The following is a 15851-nucleotide window of genomic DNA, read 5'->3' as shown; positions in this document are numbered from 1 at the left end:
CGAGCCGGAGCCAAGGAGAAGCCATATGGGTTCGATCGCATCCTATGAGGCCCGCAAACCGACGGTCCTCACCGTACCTGGCCTGGGCGGCTCGGGCCGCTCGCACTGGCAGAGTTTGTGGGAAGAGGCGCGACCCGACACGATCCGGGTTGAACTCGGCATGTGGTCGACCCCGCATCGCAATGCCTGGGTCACGCGGCTCGATCAGGCGATCCGCGCGGCGCAGGCGCCGGTCATCCTGGCGGCGCACTCGCTGGGCTGTCTGGCGGTGGCGTGGTGGGCAGAACTGTCGCCGCAACCCTATGGCTGGCCGGTGGCCGGCGCCCTGCTGGTTGCCCCCGCCGATGTCGACCGGCCGGACGCGCCGGATAGCCTGAAGGGCTTTGCGCCCTCACCGCGCACGCCGCTGCCCTTCCCCTCGATCCTGGTCGCCAGCCAGGACGATCCGTGGATCTCGATCGAACGCGCACACAGCCTGGCGGTCGATTGGGGCAGCCATTTCGTCGATGCCGGGCATCAGGGGCATATCAATGCCGCCAGCGGTCTCGGCTGGTGGCAGGAGGGTCAGGAACTGCTCGGCCGGGTGATCGCGGCCAGCGGGATGGACCGGCCGACGCCGTCCGGCCCGTTACCGCCCAGCGAGGCGCGCGCCGTGCTGGCGGTGAACGCGACCGATGCGGCGCAGGCGCACTATCTGGGGCGGTGAGCCTCCCTCAGTCCGTTCAGCCTGAGCGAAGTCGAGGGCCAAGGGAAACCCTCACCACTCGGCGTTCCCCGGCGAAGGCCGGGGCCCAGTTTCGGTGAGGCCGAGGGGAAATAGAAGCGGCGAGTGGGAGGCAAAGTCGATCGGTGGCTATAGCCTCCCACGCCAATTTGCCGCGCCATCGCCATAGCGTGGAAACTGGGCCCCGGCCTTCGCCGGGGGAACAGCTGGTCTTAAGGGTTTCCCCTCGCCCTCGAATTCGCTCAGGCTGAACGGAGGTCGGAACTGCCGTCGTTTTCGCGCTCTTCCCGCTCCGCCTCGGCCTTGGCCGCTGCCGTGGCGGCCTTCATCCGCCGCCACATACGGACATTCACGCCGACCATCATGACCACCGCCAGCGTCGTAAAGACGATGACGGCGGTCCAGCCGCGGATCACGCCCGCACGCCTTCGGTTACGTGGCTGATATTGTGGCGCAGCGCCTTCAGCACCGTATCGACGATCGCATCGGCGTCCAGTCCGGCCTGGGCATATTGGACCTCCGGCTTATCCTGGTCCTGGAAGATGTCGGGCAGACGCATGGTGCGCAGCTTCAACCCGCCGTCGATCAGCCCTTCGTCCGACGCCATGGTCAGGACATGGGCGCCGAAGCCGCCGATCGCATTCTCCTCGATCGTCACCGCCACCTCATGCGTGGTCAGCATGCGGCGGATCAGCGCCTCGTCGAGCGGCTTGGCGAAGCGCAGATCGGCGACCGAGGTCGACAGCCCCTTCGCCTCCAACGTGTCGGCGGCGCGCAGAGCTTCGGCCAGGCGGGTACCCAGCGACAGGATCGCGACCTTCTTGCCCTCGCGCACCACCCGACCCTTGCCGATCTCCAGCAGTTGCGGCGTCTCGGGCAGCGCCACGCCCACACCGTTGCCGCGCGGATAGCGGACGGCGATCGGCCCCAAGTCATGGTGAACACAGGTATGGACCATATGGACCAGTTCCGCCTCGTCGGCGGCGGCCATCACCACCATGTTGGGCAGGCTGGCCAGATAGGTGACGTCGAACGAGCCCGCATGGGTCGCGCCGTCCGCCCCGACCAGCCCGGCGCGGTCGATCGCGAAGCGGACCGGCAGGTTCTGGATCGCGACGTCATGGACCACCTGGTCATAGGCGCGCTGGAGGAAGGTCGAATAGATGGCGCAGAAAGGCCGCATCCCCTGCGCCGCCAATCCGGCCGCGAAGGTCACGGCATGCTGTTCGGCGATGCCGACGTCGAAGAAGCGATCGGGATAGGTAACGGCGAACTTGTCCAGCCCGGTGCCCGACGGCATGGCTGCGGTGATCGCGCAGATGGTCGGGTCGGTAGCCGCCTCGCGGGCCAGCGCCTCGCCGAAGACATTCTGATAGGCGGGAGGTCCCGGCGGCGCCTTGGCTTGCGCGCCGGTGATGACGTCGAACTTCTGGACGCCATGATATTTGTCCGCCGCCGCCTCGGCCGGGGCATAGCCCTTGCCCTTCTTGGTGACGACATGGATCAGGATCGGGCCTTCCTCGGCGTCGCGGACATTCTCCAGAACCGGGATCAGATGGTCCAGATTATGACCGTCGATCGGGCCGACATAATAAAAGCCCAGTTCCTCGAACAGCGTGCCGCCCATGGTCATGCCGCGCGCGAACTCGTCGGTCTTTTGCGCCGCCTTCTGGATGGGGCGCGGGAAGCGCTTGGCGAGCTTCCTGAGCACGTCGCGCACGCCCAGGAACTCGCGGCTCGATACCATGCGCGACAGATACGCCGACAGGCCGCCCACCGGCGGGGCGATCGACATGTCGTTGTCGTTCAGGATGACGATCAGGCGATTGCCCGCCTGCTCGGCATTGTTCATCGCCTCATAGGCCATGCCCGCCGACATCGCGCCGTCGCCGATCACCGCGATGCCCTTGCCCGGCGTGCCGGCCAGCTTGTTGGCGATCGCGAAGCCCAGCGCCGCCGAGATGGAGGTCGAACTGTGCGCCGCGCCGAAGGGGTCGTACTCGCTCTCGGTCCGCTTGGTGAAGCCCGACAGGCCACCACCCTGGCGAATGGTGCGGATGCGGTCGCGTCGCCCGGTCAGGATCTTGTGCGGATAGCATTGGTGCCCGACGTCCCAGATCAACCGGTCGTCAGGCGTATTGAAGACATAATGGATCGCGACGGTCAGTTCGACCACGCCCAACCCCGAGCCGAGATGGCCGCCGGTGGTGCCGACCGCCGAGATCGTCTCGGTCCGCAATTCGTCGGCGAGTTGCCGCAATTGCTCGGGAGCCAGCCGACGCAGATCGTCGGGGGTGCGAACCGTGTCGAGCAGCGGGGTCTGAGGATTGTCTGCCATCCCACCGGCTTATCCCAGCTAATCACTGGTGTCGATTGCAACTGTTCACCCGGACGTCATTGACGTGCGGCAATTTTTCATCGGAAAATGTGTCATGTTGCTTTGGTCGGCCAGGAATGACCGCGCCACGACGGGCGGGCCGTTGGGCGACTGCCGATCGAATCGGCCTATGCGGGCCGCCGAGGCAAGGCGGGAATGTCTCGCTCGCCGCCTGGAGCAGCCGATCTAGACCGCGTCCGGGATCACGGCGTCCGCCAAGGGCGCATCCAGCCGGAACACCAATCCGTCGGGGCAATAGAGCGTCTCCGCCATGCCACCGAAGGACAAGCGCAGCGAGCGTTCGATCAGGGTCGAACCGAACCCCTTTCGCTGCGGCGGCGCGACGCGCGGGCCGCCCCGTTCCCGCCAGATCAGCGCCAGCCGGGCCGCCTTGCCCTTGCCCGCCAGGGTCCAGGACAGCGTAACGGTCCCCTGATCGTTCGAGAGCGCACCATATTTTGCCGCGTTGGTCGCAAGTTCGTGCAGCGCCAATGCCAGGGCTACCGTCACCTCAGGGCCAAGCGTGACCGAAGGCCCCTCGACATGGATACGCTCGCCCAGCACACCATGCGGCGACAAAGCGCTTTCAGCGAGATAGCGCAAATCGGCCGACCGCCAGGAGCGGTTGGTGAGCACATCGGTCGCATTGCCCAGCGCGGATAGTCGCGCAGCCAGCACCTGCGACGCGGTGGCGATGTCGGTCGTGTTGCGCAACGTCTGCTGCGCGACCGCCTGCACTACCGCCAGCACATTCTTTAGCCGATGCGCCAGTTCGCCGTTGAGGAGCCGCATCGCCTCTTCCGCCGCCTTGCGCTGGCGATCGTCGCGGGTGACGATGCCATAACCGATCAACTGCCCCTCGCTGTCGGTGATCGGAAAGGCCGAATAGAGGACCGGGATCAATTCACCCGTCACGAAGTGGCGGAAATTGAGTTCGCCCATCCACTGCCCCTCTCGCGTGACGGTGGGCAGCACCTCCTCGAGCACGGTGGCGACCTGATCGGGCGGGAAGAAGTCGCCGATGGTGAGCCCATCGACATTCGCATCCTCCAACCCGACCAACTGCCGCGCCGCGTCGTTCAGATAGAAGACGGCACCATCGGTCCGCGCCATGCTGACGAAATCATTGCTGTTTTCAACCAGCCGGACGAAATGGTCACGCTCCTCCTCGCTGTCGCGCAGCGCGGTGATGTCGCGCGATACCGATAGGATGCGGTCGGGCGCGCCGTCCGGCCCCGAGATCGGACTGACCGCCACATGCCACCATTTGGGCGTACCCAGATAGGTATCCGCCTTGCCGATGAAGCTGGTTGCCTCCCCCCGCCGCGCCGCCTCGACGGCGGCATGGGCGGCAGCATGACCCTCCCCCTGCCAGAATTGCGGCCAGGGGCATCCGGCGACGGCATTGAAGTCGCTGATCTCCATCACCCGCATGCCGCCTTCGCTCATGAAGGTCAGCCGCGCGTCGAGATCGATCACCTTGATGCAGTCGGTCGAACTCGAAAGCACGCTGAGGAGAAACGCCTCGCGCTCGGCCAATGTGCGGTTCACCCGCTCCAGTTCCTCGCGCGATCGGCGCAACTCCTGCTCGACCGCGCTTTGCCGGCTGACATCGACATTGTTGCCGATCCAGCGGCACACCCGACCGCCCGCGTCGCGCAAGGGAACGACGCGGGTCAGGAACGGGCGATAGACCCCGTCCGCGCCGCGCAAGGAACAGACCGTTTCGAACGGTTCACCCGTCGCCCGGGCACTCGCCCATCGTTCCGTCACCTGGGGCAGGGCGGCCGGTTCGCAGAAGGATTGCCAACCGTCATGGTCCGTGTCGTCGGGCGTGGATCCGCAATAGTCATGCCAGCGGCGGTTACACCACAGAACCTGGCCGTCCACGTCGGCGACCCAGCTCAGGGTCGGCAGATTGTCGATCAGTTCGCGATAGCAAATACCCGTGTCGGACGAAGACGCCTCCGCCTCTCCCGCCGCGCGGGCAATGCCGTGCCGCCAGTAAAGATCACCGAAGGTCAGGGTCGAAACTTCGTCGACACCATCGGCTTCATATTCCCCCAACGCGGCATCGCGCTTCATTCATCAGTCCCCCGTACGCAACGTCAGGACGTCACTCCCCCCCAGTCTAGGAGAGGAGTTGCACGAGTTCCAGATCGAAATAGGTCGTCAGCGGGCCTCACCCCGCGCGGATCGTCCTTATATTGGGCAAATGTCAGGCGGCCATGACCCATGGTGTCGCAGACGCCGACAGCGCGCCTTTATTGGCTCACGCCTTGCGACGCGATCACCTGAACACGCAGCCGTGGGAAGACTTCCTGCAACGACTTGGTGTCGGGCAGGATATATACATAGCCGCCCTTCCGTCGAAATGTCGGACGTAACTGCTTGGAATAAAAGGCTTGTGGCACGTTGATACAGCCAAAGGTGATCCGATTGTCGTCGGGCGTCGGCGACAGCATCCGTTCGCGGCGCCTTTCCTTGCTGCTGGCATCCTTGGGGATCGGATGAAGCGCCACTGACGTGGCGTAATCGACCCACAAAACCCGCTCCCCCGCCACCGGCAGCCCGAACTTGGCGAAATAGCGCCCAGCCGGCGTGGTCTTCTCGGCGGGGCCCAGCGAGGCCAGCGTCTTGGTGCCCACACCGGGACTGGCCTCGTCGCCCGGGGCGATCCCGATCAGGACCGGCACGGCGGCCATTGGCTTGCCGTCAGGCGCAAACAAGAACAATGCGGCATTGGTCTTGTCGACGACCGCCCAAGGCAGACCGCGATTGTCGCCCGATCCGTTCACCCAGGCGATGACTTGCTCGACACCCGGCGATGGCGCGATCGCGGGTGCGGCTTCCGCTTTGGGCTGGACGACCTTGCGCGGCTGGACCTTACGCGCGGGCCTGGCGGCGGTGGCTCGGACCGCCTTGGGACGCGCATCCGTCACGGCCGGAGCGGTCAGGGCGAGACCGAGCAGCGGCGCCAGCACATGAATGATCGGCAATGGCAACTCGACAAAAAGGGCCGGTCCTCTCCGATGGGAAGACCGGCGCAGGAAAGGGGACTGTAGCTTATCGGGTCGAAACCGATCCGATCAATGGCGCGGGCGACGCGCGGGCTTCTGCTCCTGGATGGTCAGCCGCTGTTCGACGCCATCGACGCGAGCGCCGAGTTGGTCGAGCCGCTGGCCGTTATTCTGGGCCTGACCCGAAGCCGCCTGTGCCTCGGCAAGCGCCGCCTTGGCGGTGCCATCGGTTTGCTGGAGCCGCGATTCCAGCGAGTCCACGCGCTGGCTGACCGGGGCGATCTGTTCCCGAACGAAGGATTTGGTGGCGCAACCGCTAAGGCCGACGGCGCCGGCGAGCGTCACCACCGCGAGCAGGGATTTGGATGCAAAAGCAGACATAGCAGTTCTCTCAGTCGTTAACCAACCGCAACAACGAAGCTGAGCATGAAAAGTTCGACAATCCCGATTCTGTTCGACCGTGCCGGTTTTTCGACCAAGCGATTACTGACTATTGATCGCGATCAACTTTAAAACATCTTACTTTGTTAAGTTCCGGTTCAGAACATATCACCGTCGACCTGAATGCTTGGCGAACGGATCGCGCGGGATGCCGTCGCGGCCCGTATCGTCACGCGCCGGCTTGGTCGGCGCGGCCCTGCGCGCGGCGACGCAATCGCGCAAGGCCGCAACCGCCGCCCCGCTGCCGTCCAGCGCCAGCCGCTCGACCGGCACATCGCCCCGCGCGATGTCGAGCCGAAGCGACTTGGCGAGATAGGTCGGAAAGGCCTTTTCGAAACTGGTGACGAAGCCCCGCTTCCCGTCCGAGGTGAGCCCGACCGCGAAATGCTTGGGGTAGCCGCCATTGGTCAGCCGGAAATCGAGGGCCAGCCGCTCCTTCGGCTTGATCGACCAGTTGGCGTTCAGCACGGTCAGATGGTTCGACCCGTCCCGGTCAAGCCCGAGGAGCAGCGTGGTGTCGCCGGGGCGCGGATAGACGCGCGTCAGGAAACACCCCTCCCCGTCCTCGCTCGGCGCCAGCGTCCAGTCGCCCAGGTCGCGCGGCGGGCCATCGGCGGCACTCGCCGCTCCGCCGCCGACGACCAGCATGGCGAACAGCATCAATGACGCGAGACGATGGGTGGGCATGGTCATGATCTTGGGTCCTCCGCCGCGATCCTATAAGCGACGCGTGCCTTTGGCCAAGCCTAGGCCATCCGTTCGCGCACGACCCGCTCCAGCACGTCGAGCGGCATCGCCCCCAGCGTCAGCACCTCGTGGAACCGCTTGGGGTCCCACGCCGCCCCCGCCCTGGACCGGGCCTCGTCCCGCAGACGGGTCCAGACGGTGTGCCCGATCTTGTAGCTGCAGGCCTGGCCCGGCCAGACGGTATAGCGGTCGATCTCCCCCTGGCTGCGCCCGCGTGCGATGCCGGTGGTCGCAATCAGATAGTCGGTCGCCTTCTCCCGGCTCCACCGCTTGGCATGCATGCCCGAGTCCACGACCAGCCGGGTCGCGCGGAAGAGCAGCGATTGCAGATAACCGATCTGCTCGAGCGGATTGCCCTCATACATGCCCATTTCATCCGCCAGCTGCTCCGAATAGAGCGCCCAGCCTTCCGAATAGCCGGAATAGAAGCCGCGGCGGCGGATCAGCGGAATATCCTGGCTCTCCAGCGCCGACATGACCTGAAGGTGATGGCCCGGCACCGCCTCATGATAGGTCAGCGTCGCCAGCCCGAATTTGGGGCGGTCGAACGTGTCGCGCAGGTTGATGAAATTGATGGCGGGCCGCGACCCGTCGAGCGAGGCGGATTGGTAATAGCCGCCCGGCGCGCCCGCCTGGATCGCTTCGGGCACACGCCGGATTTCGACCGGCGCCTTGGGCAGCGTCGCGAATTGCTCGGGCAAGCGCCGGGTCATTGCCGCGACCTGCGCGCGGAGTTGTTCGAGCAACGCCTCGCGACCCGGATCGGTATTGGGATAAAGCTGGTCGGGGCGCTTATTGAGCGCGACCAGACGATCGCCGACGCTCCCTTGGGACATGCCCTGCGACTTCAGGATGGTATCGATCCGCGCGCCGATCTCCGCCACCTGCGCCAGTCCGAGCCGATGGATCTCATCGCCGGCCATGTCGGTCGTCGTCGCCGCACTCGCGGCGGCGGTATAATAGGCGGCGCCGTCGGGCAGCCGCCAGACGCCCGCATCATGCACCGCCCGCCCACGCAATTCGGTGACCAGCGCGCGCTGGCGATCGAGCGCCGGAAAGACCCGCTCGCGCATCAGCCGGGCGACGGTGGCGGCGCGCTCGGGCGACAGCTGGGCGGCCTTCAACTTGGCGGCCAAATCGACCGCTGGACCGGTTTCCTCGGGCGCCTTGTCGCGCACCGCCGCCAACTGCTTCAGCGTGGTGTCGAGGATATAGTTGGGCGCGAAGACAGACTTGCCCGCATCCTCGCGCTGGCGCTCCGTCTCGGCATCGACCGCATGCGCGAACGCTTCCACCCGCGTGACATAGGCGTCCGCATCGGCGGCGTCGGTCACCTGGTGCTGGCTCGACAGGAAATCGGGCACGTCGCGATAGGCGCCCGACAATTGACTGAGGACATAAGGGGCATAGCGCCCCGCGCTGGAACCATAGGCGAAGCGCTCGCCGGCGATCACCCGGTCGAGCCCATAGGCGACGATGTCATGATCCAGCCGCGCCGCCTGGCCCAGCGAGGCACGGGGAATGGTGCGCAACGCTGCCCTCTCCTGCCTGGCCCGTGCGAACTGCCGCGCCTCACCGGCGCGCGAGGCATCGCCCAGCCTGCTCTTCAAGGAGGCCCGCGGCCCGGTATCGAGGCCCAGCGAGGTCGCCTGCTCCGGATTATCCTCCAGACGCGCATAGAAGAAGCGGTCCAGCATCGCCCGCAAGTCCGCATCGCGCGCCCCCTCCGCCGCGCGCGCCGCACCCGGCAGGACAGTGGCGACGGTCACGAGGCTGGCGGAGGCGAGGAACTGGCGACGCTGCATGGATACTCCCGTGTCGGTGAAATGAGGCACGGACGCTAAGATGTTGTAGCAGCTATGCAAAGCGAATTGTCGGCGGGCGTCCCGCCACCGTACCGAGGGGCAATCTGCATCGAATCTGCACCGGATGCGAACGGAATGACCGTCGCCTGGACCGTCCCGCCTCGACCGGCCGCGTGCATATCGCCCCCATCACGGAGAGATCGGCATGACCATGCATACGTCCAGACATCATAGCTTCCTCGTCAAGCTGACCGGCGCGGCGGCGCTGGTCGGGCTGGCGCACCTGCTCTTCTATGGCGAGGAGCCCGGCTGGACGCTGGGCGGCTTCGCGCTGGCGTGGAGCGCGGTCCTGACGCTGACCCGTGCCGATGTCCGCGCGAGCCGCCCGGCGCGGGTCGCGCTCGCCATGGCGACGCTGTTCGGGCTGATGCTGGTCGACGATCCTGGCCCCCTCAAATCGCTATTGTTCCTGTTCGCGATCGGATCGGCCACGCTGTTGCCGCTGCGGGGGTTCGACGATGCGATCCAATGGGCGGGGCGGCTGTTTGTCCACGGCGCGCTGAGCCTGATCGCACCGCTGCGCGACATCGGTCGGCTGATGCGGGTCGAAGGGCGACGGGGTAGCCGGCGGGTGGTCATGGCGGTCGCGGCGGTGCTGGTCGTTCCGATGATCGGCAGTGCGGTGTTCCTGACCCTGTTCGCCCAGGCCAATCCGCTGATCGCCAACGCCTTCGCCGCGATCCGCTTTCCCGACCTGTCGACCCTGTTGCTGCGGCTGCTCTTCTCCCTGCCCTTCCTGATCCTCATCTGGTCCAGCCTGCGGCCGCGACGCACCTTGCTGCGCGCCGGGATCATGCGGCGGGACGAAGATGCGCCCATGCCGCATCTGGCGCGCGGCACGCTGATCCTGTCGCTCGCCGCGTTCAACGTCATCTTCGCGATCCAGAATGCGCTCGACATCGCGTTTCTGTGGAGCGGTGCACCGCTGCCCAAGGGCGTGACGCTGGCCGATTATGCGCATCGGGGGGCCTATCCGCTGATCGTCACCGCCCTGCTGGCCGGGGGATTCGTGCTGCTCGCCTCGCGACCGGATGGCGCCGTGCGGGAAAGCCGGTCGCTGCGGCGGCTGATCATCCTGTGGGTGGCGCAGAACATCCTGCTGGTGGCGTCGAGCATGTTGCGCACGGTCGACTATATCGCCGCCTATTCGATGACGGGGTGGCGGATCGCGGCGCTCGCCTGGATGGGGCTGGTCGCGGTCGGGCTGGTCCTGATCGTCTGGCGAATGCAACGCGGGCGTTCGGCACGCTGGCTGATCAACGCCAATGCCTTGGCGGCGGGCGCCGTCCTGACCGCCGGATGCGCCAGCGACCTAGGAAGTATCGCGGCGCAGTGGAACGTCGCCCATGCCCGAAGCGCCGCCGACATCGACCTCTGCTATCTGGAGGATCTGGGGCCCTCCGCCCTGCTGCCACTGATCGCGCTCGAACGCCGGGCGGGCCCGGTCCTGCGCGCGCGGACCGCCAATATCATCGGCGATACCATGCAGCGGACGGAGCGGCGACAGTCCGACTGGCATAGCTGGACCTGGCGCGACGCCCGCCGCCTGTCGGCCGCCCATGCGCTGGTCGGGACGCGCCGTCCCGCCCGGACGCCAACCGTCTGCGGCGAGCCGCTAAACACCGAGCCCGACGAGACCCCGTTGACGAAGGCCGCCCGGTCATGATCCTGTGCCCCATGCCGCGTACGATCCTGGTCGCCGACGACGACCCCAATATCCGCCAATTGCTCGTCTTCGCGCTCGGCAAGGCGGGGTTGGACGCGATCGAGGCGGCGGATGGCGAAGCCGCGCTGGCCGAAGTGGCTGCGCGTCGACCCGATCTGGTCGTGCTGGACATCAACATGCCGCGCATGGACGGGCTGGAGGTGTGCCGGCGGCTGCGCGCGGAAGGGGAAACGCCGATCCTGTTCCTCTCGTCGCGCGATGACGAGATCGACCGCGTGCTGGGGATCGAACTCGGCGCGGACGATTATGTGGTCAAGCCCTTCTCCCCGCGCGAGGTGGTCGCGCGGGTCATGGCGATCCTGCGCCGCACCCATGCCCATCCGCCCAGCGTCGATCATGCCGGGTCGGTGATCCGGCATGGCTGCCTGACCCTGGACATCGAAGCGTGGCAGGCGCGCTGGGCGGGGGCGGACGTGCCCCTGACCGTCACCGAATTTTCGATCCTTCGGACGCTGGCGGTGATGCCGGGCAAGGTCTTCGGGCGCGACGCGATCATCGATCGGCTGCACGGACCGGGCTTCGCCGTGACCGACCGGACCGTCGACAGCCATATCCGCAACCTGCGCGCCAAGTTCGCCGAGCGGGGCGGAAGCGACCTGATCGAAACGCGGGCGGGCATCGGCTATCGGCTGGGGGCCTGTACCGGCGCGAGCGCGTGATCGGCGGGCTGAAAGCCTGGGGTAAGCGGCATTGGCCCAGGCTGGCGCTGCGGACCTATTTGTTCGCCAGCTTTTTCCTCGTCGCCGCGCTGCCCGGCGTCGGGGCGGTGGCACTCCGCGTCTATGAGAATACCCTGGTCCGCCAGACCGAGGCGGAACTGGTCGCGCAAGGGGCCGCACTCGCCGCCAGTGCTGGGGCGCTCTGGCCCATAGGCATGCCGGGGCGCAGCATCCGTCCGGCCTATCCGGTACGCTCGGCATATAACACCTCGGTCGATCTCAGCGCGACGCCGATCCTGCCCGAGCGGCCTGCCCCGCGCCCCGCCGGCACCCCCTCCCCGGACGCCCGCTCGGCGGTCGCCCTGCTCGCGCCGGTGCTGGCGGAGACGCGCGCCGCCACGCTCGCCTCGATTGTCCTGCTCGACCGCGAGGGACGGATCGTCACCGGCACGCCTCGGGTCGGCAGCTATCGCGACCTGCCCGAGGTCGCCGCCGCGCTGAAGGGAATTCCGCGCACCGTCCTGCGCCGCGACGGGCGCTACAAGGCGATATACCGCTTCGACTGGCTATCCCGCGCAGCGGCGACCCGCGTCCATTATGCCCGGCCGATCCGGGTCGGTGGCCGGGTCGTCGGGGTGCTGCTCCTGTCGCGGTCGGCCCGGTCGCTATTCGTCGGGCTGTATCAGGATTGGGGCAAGATCGTCATCGGGGTGCTGGCGATCCTCGGCACGCTGATCCTGTTGTCGGGCGTGCTGTCCCGCGCGATCGCCCGTCCAATCGAGGAGTTGCAGGACGCCAGTCGCGACGTGGCGGCCGGGCGCGGCACGGTGCCCGCCATTCCCGCCACCGCCGCGATCGAAATTCAGGACCTCTATCGCGACTTCGCCGCCATGGCGCAGGCGATCGAGGCGCGGTCCCATTATCTTCGCAACTTCGCCTATGCGGTCAGCCACGAGTTCAAGACCCCGCTGAGCGGCATTCGCGGCGCGATCGAGTTGCTCCAGGATCATGGCGGAGAGATGTCGGCGGCGGAGCGCGCACGTTTCCTGGCCAATGCGGATGGCGATGCGCAGCGGTTGACGCTGCTCGTCTCGCGCCTGCTCGATCTGGCGCGGGCGGATATGGGCGGTGCGGATGCGAACGCAGCGAGCGACGTGGTGGCGATCGTGCGAACCCTGGCCGATGCCTATCGGCGCGCGAGCCTGTCGATCGCGGTAACGAGTCCCGCCCCCACCATCCCCGTAGCCATTGCCGAACGGACGGTGGAAGCGGTGCTGACCACGCTGATCGAGAACAGCATTCAGGCGGGGGCGACTGCCGTGACCATCCAGATCGAGCGCGACGAGGTGGTCCGCATCTCCGTGACCGATGACGGTGTGGGCATTCCGCCGGGCGACCGGGATCGCATCTTCGAACCCTTCTTCACCTCCCGCCGGGCAAGCGGCGGCACCGGCCTGGGTCTGCCCATCGCGCGGGCATTGCTGGTCGGGGCGGGCGGCACGCTGGAGCTGGTCGAGACCATGCCGGGCACGACCATGCGGCTCATCCTGCCCATCGCAGCCACTTCGGCGGAGGCTTAACGATAGCGCCCCATGGTGACCTTCAGCACGACAGGCCGATCGACGATGTTGATGCCATAATCGGTCTGGTCGCCATTCCACACCCGGTCCATGACCCATCGGCCATCGGCAAAATGCCCCTCCTCGACCCGGACCATCATCGCCCTCGGGTCGGGCTGTGCGGGGTCCAGGCGAATGCGGACATGATCGCCGGTCACCAGGAATTCGTCACGCGACAGGTGGATCACGGCAACGCCGCCGACCGGTTCCGCCTTCCAAGGCGCGGGCTCGGACTTGAGCCAGGTCCAGCTCTTTTCCCCGAATTGCCACTGGCCGAATTCGGCGCGGACGCGCCAGTCGCCCATCACCGTCTCCCGGTCGCTGCCGTCGTCCGGTCTGGCCGCCCCCCAGGTCGGGTGTTCGAACGCCGCCTGCGCCCAGTCGCGCATCACCCCGGCCAACGCGCCATAGGGCCCCGCAAAGGCGTCGAGCGTCGCCGCGTCGAGCGCACGCGCGCCCAGCGGATAGTTGAAGAAGCCCGTGTCATCCATGCCGAACGGCGCAAAGCCGATCGCCCCGCGCCCCAGCGCTTCGTAGAAATAGCGGGCGAACTCGCGGGCGTTGCCGATTTCGGGCACCAGCAACGGATTGTCCGCCCGTGCATAGGCGTCGAGATACAGGGCGACATTCCCGCTCGCCCGGTCGTAAATGTCGGGTGCCTCGGCATCGAGCGAAGGCGCGGCGGCCTTCCATATGTCGAGCACGTCCTGCTGCGGTCCACCGCTCGCCACGCCATCGGGATCGGGCACGTTGGAGGGCCCGGCCAGCGCGGCGTTGACATACATGGGCAGCGGCTTGACCGCCTTGCCCGCCGCCGCAATCTCTTCGATGTAGCGCGCGGTGTACCAGCTGTTGAAGGCGCGGTCCGCCTGCGCCGCGAACACCGCCTGCCAATTGCCCGGACGCTTGCCGAGCTTGCGGACCAGCGCATCCGGTACCGGCCTGTCGAACAGCGCCTGCGCCCCCGCCGAGAAATCGCGCGGATTGCGATAGCTGCCCACTTCGTTCTCCGGCTGGATCATGATGACCGTATTCTGGGGATCATGATCCTTCAGATAGGTCATCAGCCGGACGAAGGCGCGCTTGTCCGCCTCGAGCGTGGTGCGCGCCATCGGGGTCAGCGCGTAATGATCCTTGCCGTCGCGGGTCTTCATGCGGGGGAAGCGGCGATTGTCGAGCTTCACCCAGTCGGGCGTGTAGCCAGGCGAGGTATTCTTCCATGTTCCGAACCATAGCAGGACGATCCGCTTGTCATGTGCGCGCGCCTGATCGAGCAAGGTCTGGACGAAGGCGAAGTCGAACCGCCCCTCCTCGGGCTCGATCTGTTGCCAGGCGACGGGAATTTCGATCGTATTGGCATGGATACGGTCGAGCACCGGCCAGACCTGCGGCAAGGCGGCGGAATAGTTGCTGGAATTGTTGACCTGCGCCCCCAGCATCAGAAAGGGCCGACCATCGACCATCAGGGCATGTCGCCCATTTCTGGTCACGATATGCGGCACGGTATCGCTCTGCGCGGCGGCTGGCATCGCCAGCCCGAGCGCCAGCGCGGCCCAGGACATTGCAAGGCGCATGGACATTCCCCTCCCGGTTGGCGGTTCGCCGCCCCATGCCCCTTTTGTGCACGGTGGCGCGCCCCGCATCAACCGGGTGACGTCAACGCGCCATGATCACGCCGCGCCGGATCGCGACACCACCAGTCCGACCGCGGCGATCCGCTCGACCTCCTCATAGCCCGGCTGGTCCAGATCCTCGCTGAAGATGTCCGGATCGAGCTCGGCATAATGCAGGGTCAGCACGTCCCCGGACCAGCGCGACCGGAGTCCATCGAGCAGGACATCGCGGCCATCGACGATCGACACGCCGGTATGCAGGATCAACCGTCCCCCCGGTGCCAGCAGCTTCACCCCCTGCATCACCCAATCCAGCGAGAGTTGCGCGCCGTAAAGCTCACCGCCGTCGCGATAGGCGCGGCGATCGGCATCGATCATGAAGGGCGGATGGGTGACGATCAGGTCGAACAGACCCGTCAATTTCTGGGGCTCGCGCACCTGCACCGCATCATAGGCGATAGCCGCATGTTCGGCATTGATGCTCGACAGGAACAGCGCCTTGGGATTGATGTCGGCGAGCGTAAGATGCGCATCCGCTATCGCCGACGCTGCCGATATGCCCCCGACACCCGCCCCCGCACCATAGTCCAGCACGCGCCGCGCGCCCGAATATCGGTTCTCGGTGATCCATCGTGCGAAGCGGTGGCTGTCGGGGCCCAGGAACACCGCATCCTGCGCGGTCGTGGGATAGGCGGAATGCAAATAAAGCTGCTCGCCGACATTCGACACGCGCAGCGTCGACGCGAGGTGGCCGTCGGGCAATGCGCGAACCGCTCCGGCCGCTTCCAGCGCCTCGACCATCTCGACGTCGAGCAGGGCCCGGTCGAATGGCAGATTCCATCCCAGCACATCGCGCAATGCGGTGGCGACGCGACGGGTGGGCCGCTTCAGCACCCGCGCATGGGTTGCCGGGGTGGCGGTGGTGAAGGCGTAATCACGCCGCGCCAGCAAGCGAAGCAGTGCAAGCAAAGCCGGACGGCGGGCCTGGTCATACCAAGGCTCAGCCTCCGCCAGACCCGGCCCACCCATGATATTGATTTGACTCAACATACCGATCCCA

13 protein-coding genes are annotated in these 15851 nt (G+C 66.7%); 4 read left to right on the top strand and 9 right to left on the bottom strand.

The features are described from left to right. Positions 1–25: 25 nt before the first annotated feature. Complete coding sequence (locus tag ACWPWT_RS14715) at positions 26–706, top strand: RBBP9/YdeN family alpha/beta hydrolase (protein ID WP_454280303.1); 681 nt, start codon at positions 26–28, stop codon at positions 704–706. Between the two features lie 260 nt (positions 707–966). Here the strand turns inward: ACWPWT_RS14715 and ACWPWT_RS14710 are convergent, their stop codons facing one another. The 7 genes from ACWPWT_RS14710 to ACWPWT_RS14680 form a co-directional block, all read right to left on the bottom strand. Next, on the bottom strand, positions 967–1140 hold the full coding sequence (locus ACWPWT_RS14710) for a hypothetical protein (protein WP_454280302.1): 174 nt from the start codon (positions 1138–1140) through the stop codon (positions 967–969). Continuing rightward, entirely contained in the window at positions 1137–3062 is a 1926-nt protein-coding gene (dxs, locus tag ACWPWT_RS14705) for a 1-deoxy-D-xylulose-5-phosphate synthase (protein WP_454280301.1), read from the bottom strand. The genes ACWPWT_RS14710 and dxs overlap by 4 nt, the downstream gene beginning before the upstream one ends. Before the next feature lie 225 nt (positions 3063–3287). Then, positions 3288–5186 carry a PAS domain-containing protein gene (locus ACWPWT_RS14700; RefSeq protein WP_454280300.1) on the bottom strand — a complete coding sequence of 633 codons (1899 nt, stop codon included), beginning with the start codon at positions 5184–5186 and terminating at the stop codon, positions 3288–3290. A gap of 179 nt (positions 5187–5365) precedes the next feature. Further along, positions 5366–6094: a hypothetical protein gene (locus ACWPWT_RS14695; protein WP_454280979.1), complete on the bottom strand. Its 729-nt coding sequence runs from the start codon at positions 6092–6094 to the stop codon at positions 5366–5368. Between the two features lie 96 nt (positions 6095–6190). Further along, the gene (locus tag ACWPWT_RS14690) at positions 6191–6502 is read right to left on the bottom strand and encodes a hypothetical protein (RefSeq protein ID WP_454280299.1); all 312 of its coding nucleotides are present in this window, start codon (positions 6500–6502) and stop codon (positions 6191–6193) included. 168 nt (positions 6503–6670) lie between these two features. Next, positions 6671–7255 carry a hypothetical protein gene (locus ACWPWT_RS14685; RefSeq protein WP_454280298.1) on the bottom strand — a complete coding sequence of 195 codons (585 nt, stop codon included), beginning with the start codon at positions 7253–7255 and terminating at the stop codon, positions 6671–6673. A gap of 53 nt (positions 7256–7308) precedes the next feature. Then, a complete protein-coding gene (locus ACWPWT_RS14680; RefSeq protein ID WP_454280297.1) occupies positions 7309–9114 on the bottom strand; it encodes a DUF885 domain-containing protein in 1806 nt (601 codons plus the stop codon). Between the two features lie 205 nt (positions 9115–9319). Here ACWPWT_RS14680 and ACWPWT_RS14675 point away from each other — a divergent pair, with 205 nt between their 5' ends. Genes ACWPWT_RS14675 through ACWPWT_RS14665 form a run of 3 tightly spaced genes read left to right on the top strand, consistent with a single transcriptional unit; the run spans position 9320 to position 13139 of the window. After that, a complete protein-coding gene (locus ACWPWT_RS14675) occupies positions 9320–10840 on the top strand; it encodes a DUF4153 domain-containing protein (protein WP_454280296.1) in 1521 nt (506 codons plus the stop codon). A gap of 11 nt (positions 10841–10851) precedes the next feature. Beyond that, positions 10852–11559, top strand: a complete 708-nt coding sequence (locus ACWPWT_RS14670) for a response regulator transcription factor (RefSeq protein ID WP_454280295.1) — start codon at positions 10852–10854, stop codon at positions 11557–11559. Then, positions 11556–13139 (top strand): HAMP domain-containing sensor histidine kinase, encoded by a 1584-nt coding sequence (locus tag ACWPWT_RS14665; RefSeq protein ID WP_454280294.1) that lies wholly within the window; start codon positions 11556–11558, stop codon positions 13137–13139. The genes ACWPWT_RS14670 and ACWPWT_RS14665 overlap by 4 nt, the downstream gene beginning before the upstream one ends. Here ACWPWT_RS14665 and ACWPWT_RS14660 read toward each other — a convergent pair. After that, complete coding sequence (locus ACWPWT_RS14660; RefSeq protein ID WP_454280293.1) at positions 13136–14752, bottom strand: DUF5597 domain-containing protein; 1617 nt, start codon at positions 14750–14752, stop codon at positions 13136–13138. The two genes, ACWPWT_RS14665 and ACWPWT_RS14660, sit on opposite strands and share 4 nt — an antisense overlap. A gap of 96 nt (positions 14753–14848) precedes the next feature. Next, positions 14849–15841 (bottom strand): methyltransferase, encoded by a 993-nt coding sequence (locus ACWPWT_RS14655; RefSeq protein ID WP_454280292.1) that lies wholly within the window; start codon positions 15839–15841, stop codon positions 14849–14851. Positions 15842–15851 lie beyond the last annotated feature (10 nt).

It is taken from the genome of Sphingomonas sp. Marseille-Q8236, assembly GCF_965112005.1.
Note: the sequence above shows the minus strand (reverse complement) of the source record. Positions and strands in the feature narration are given on the sequence as shown.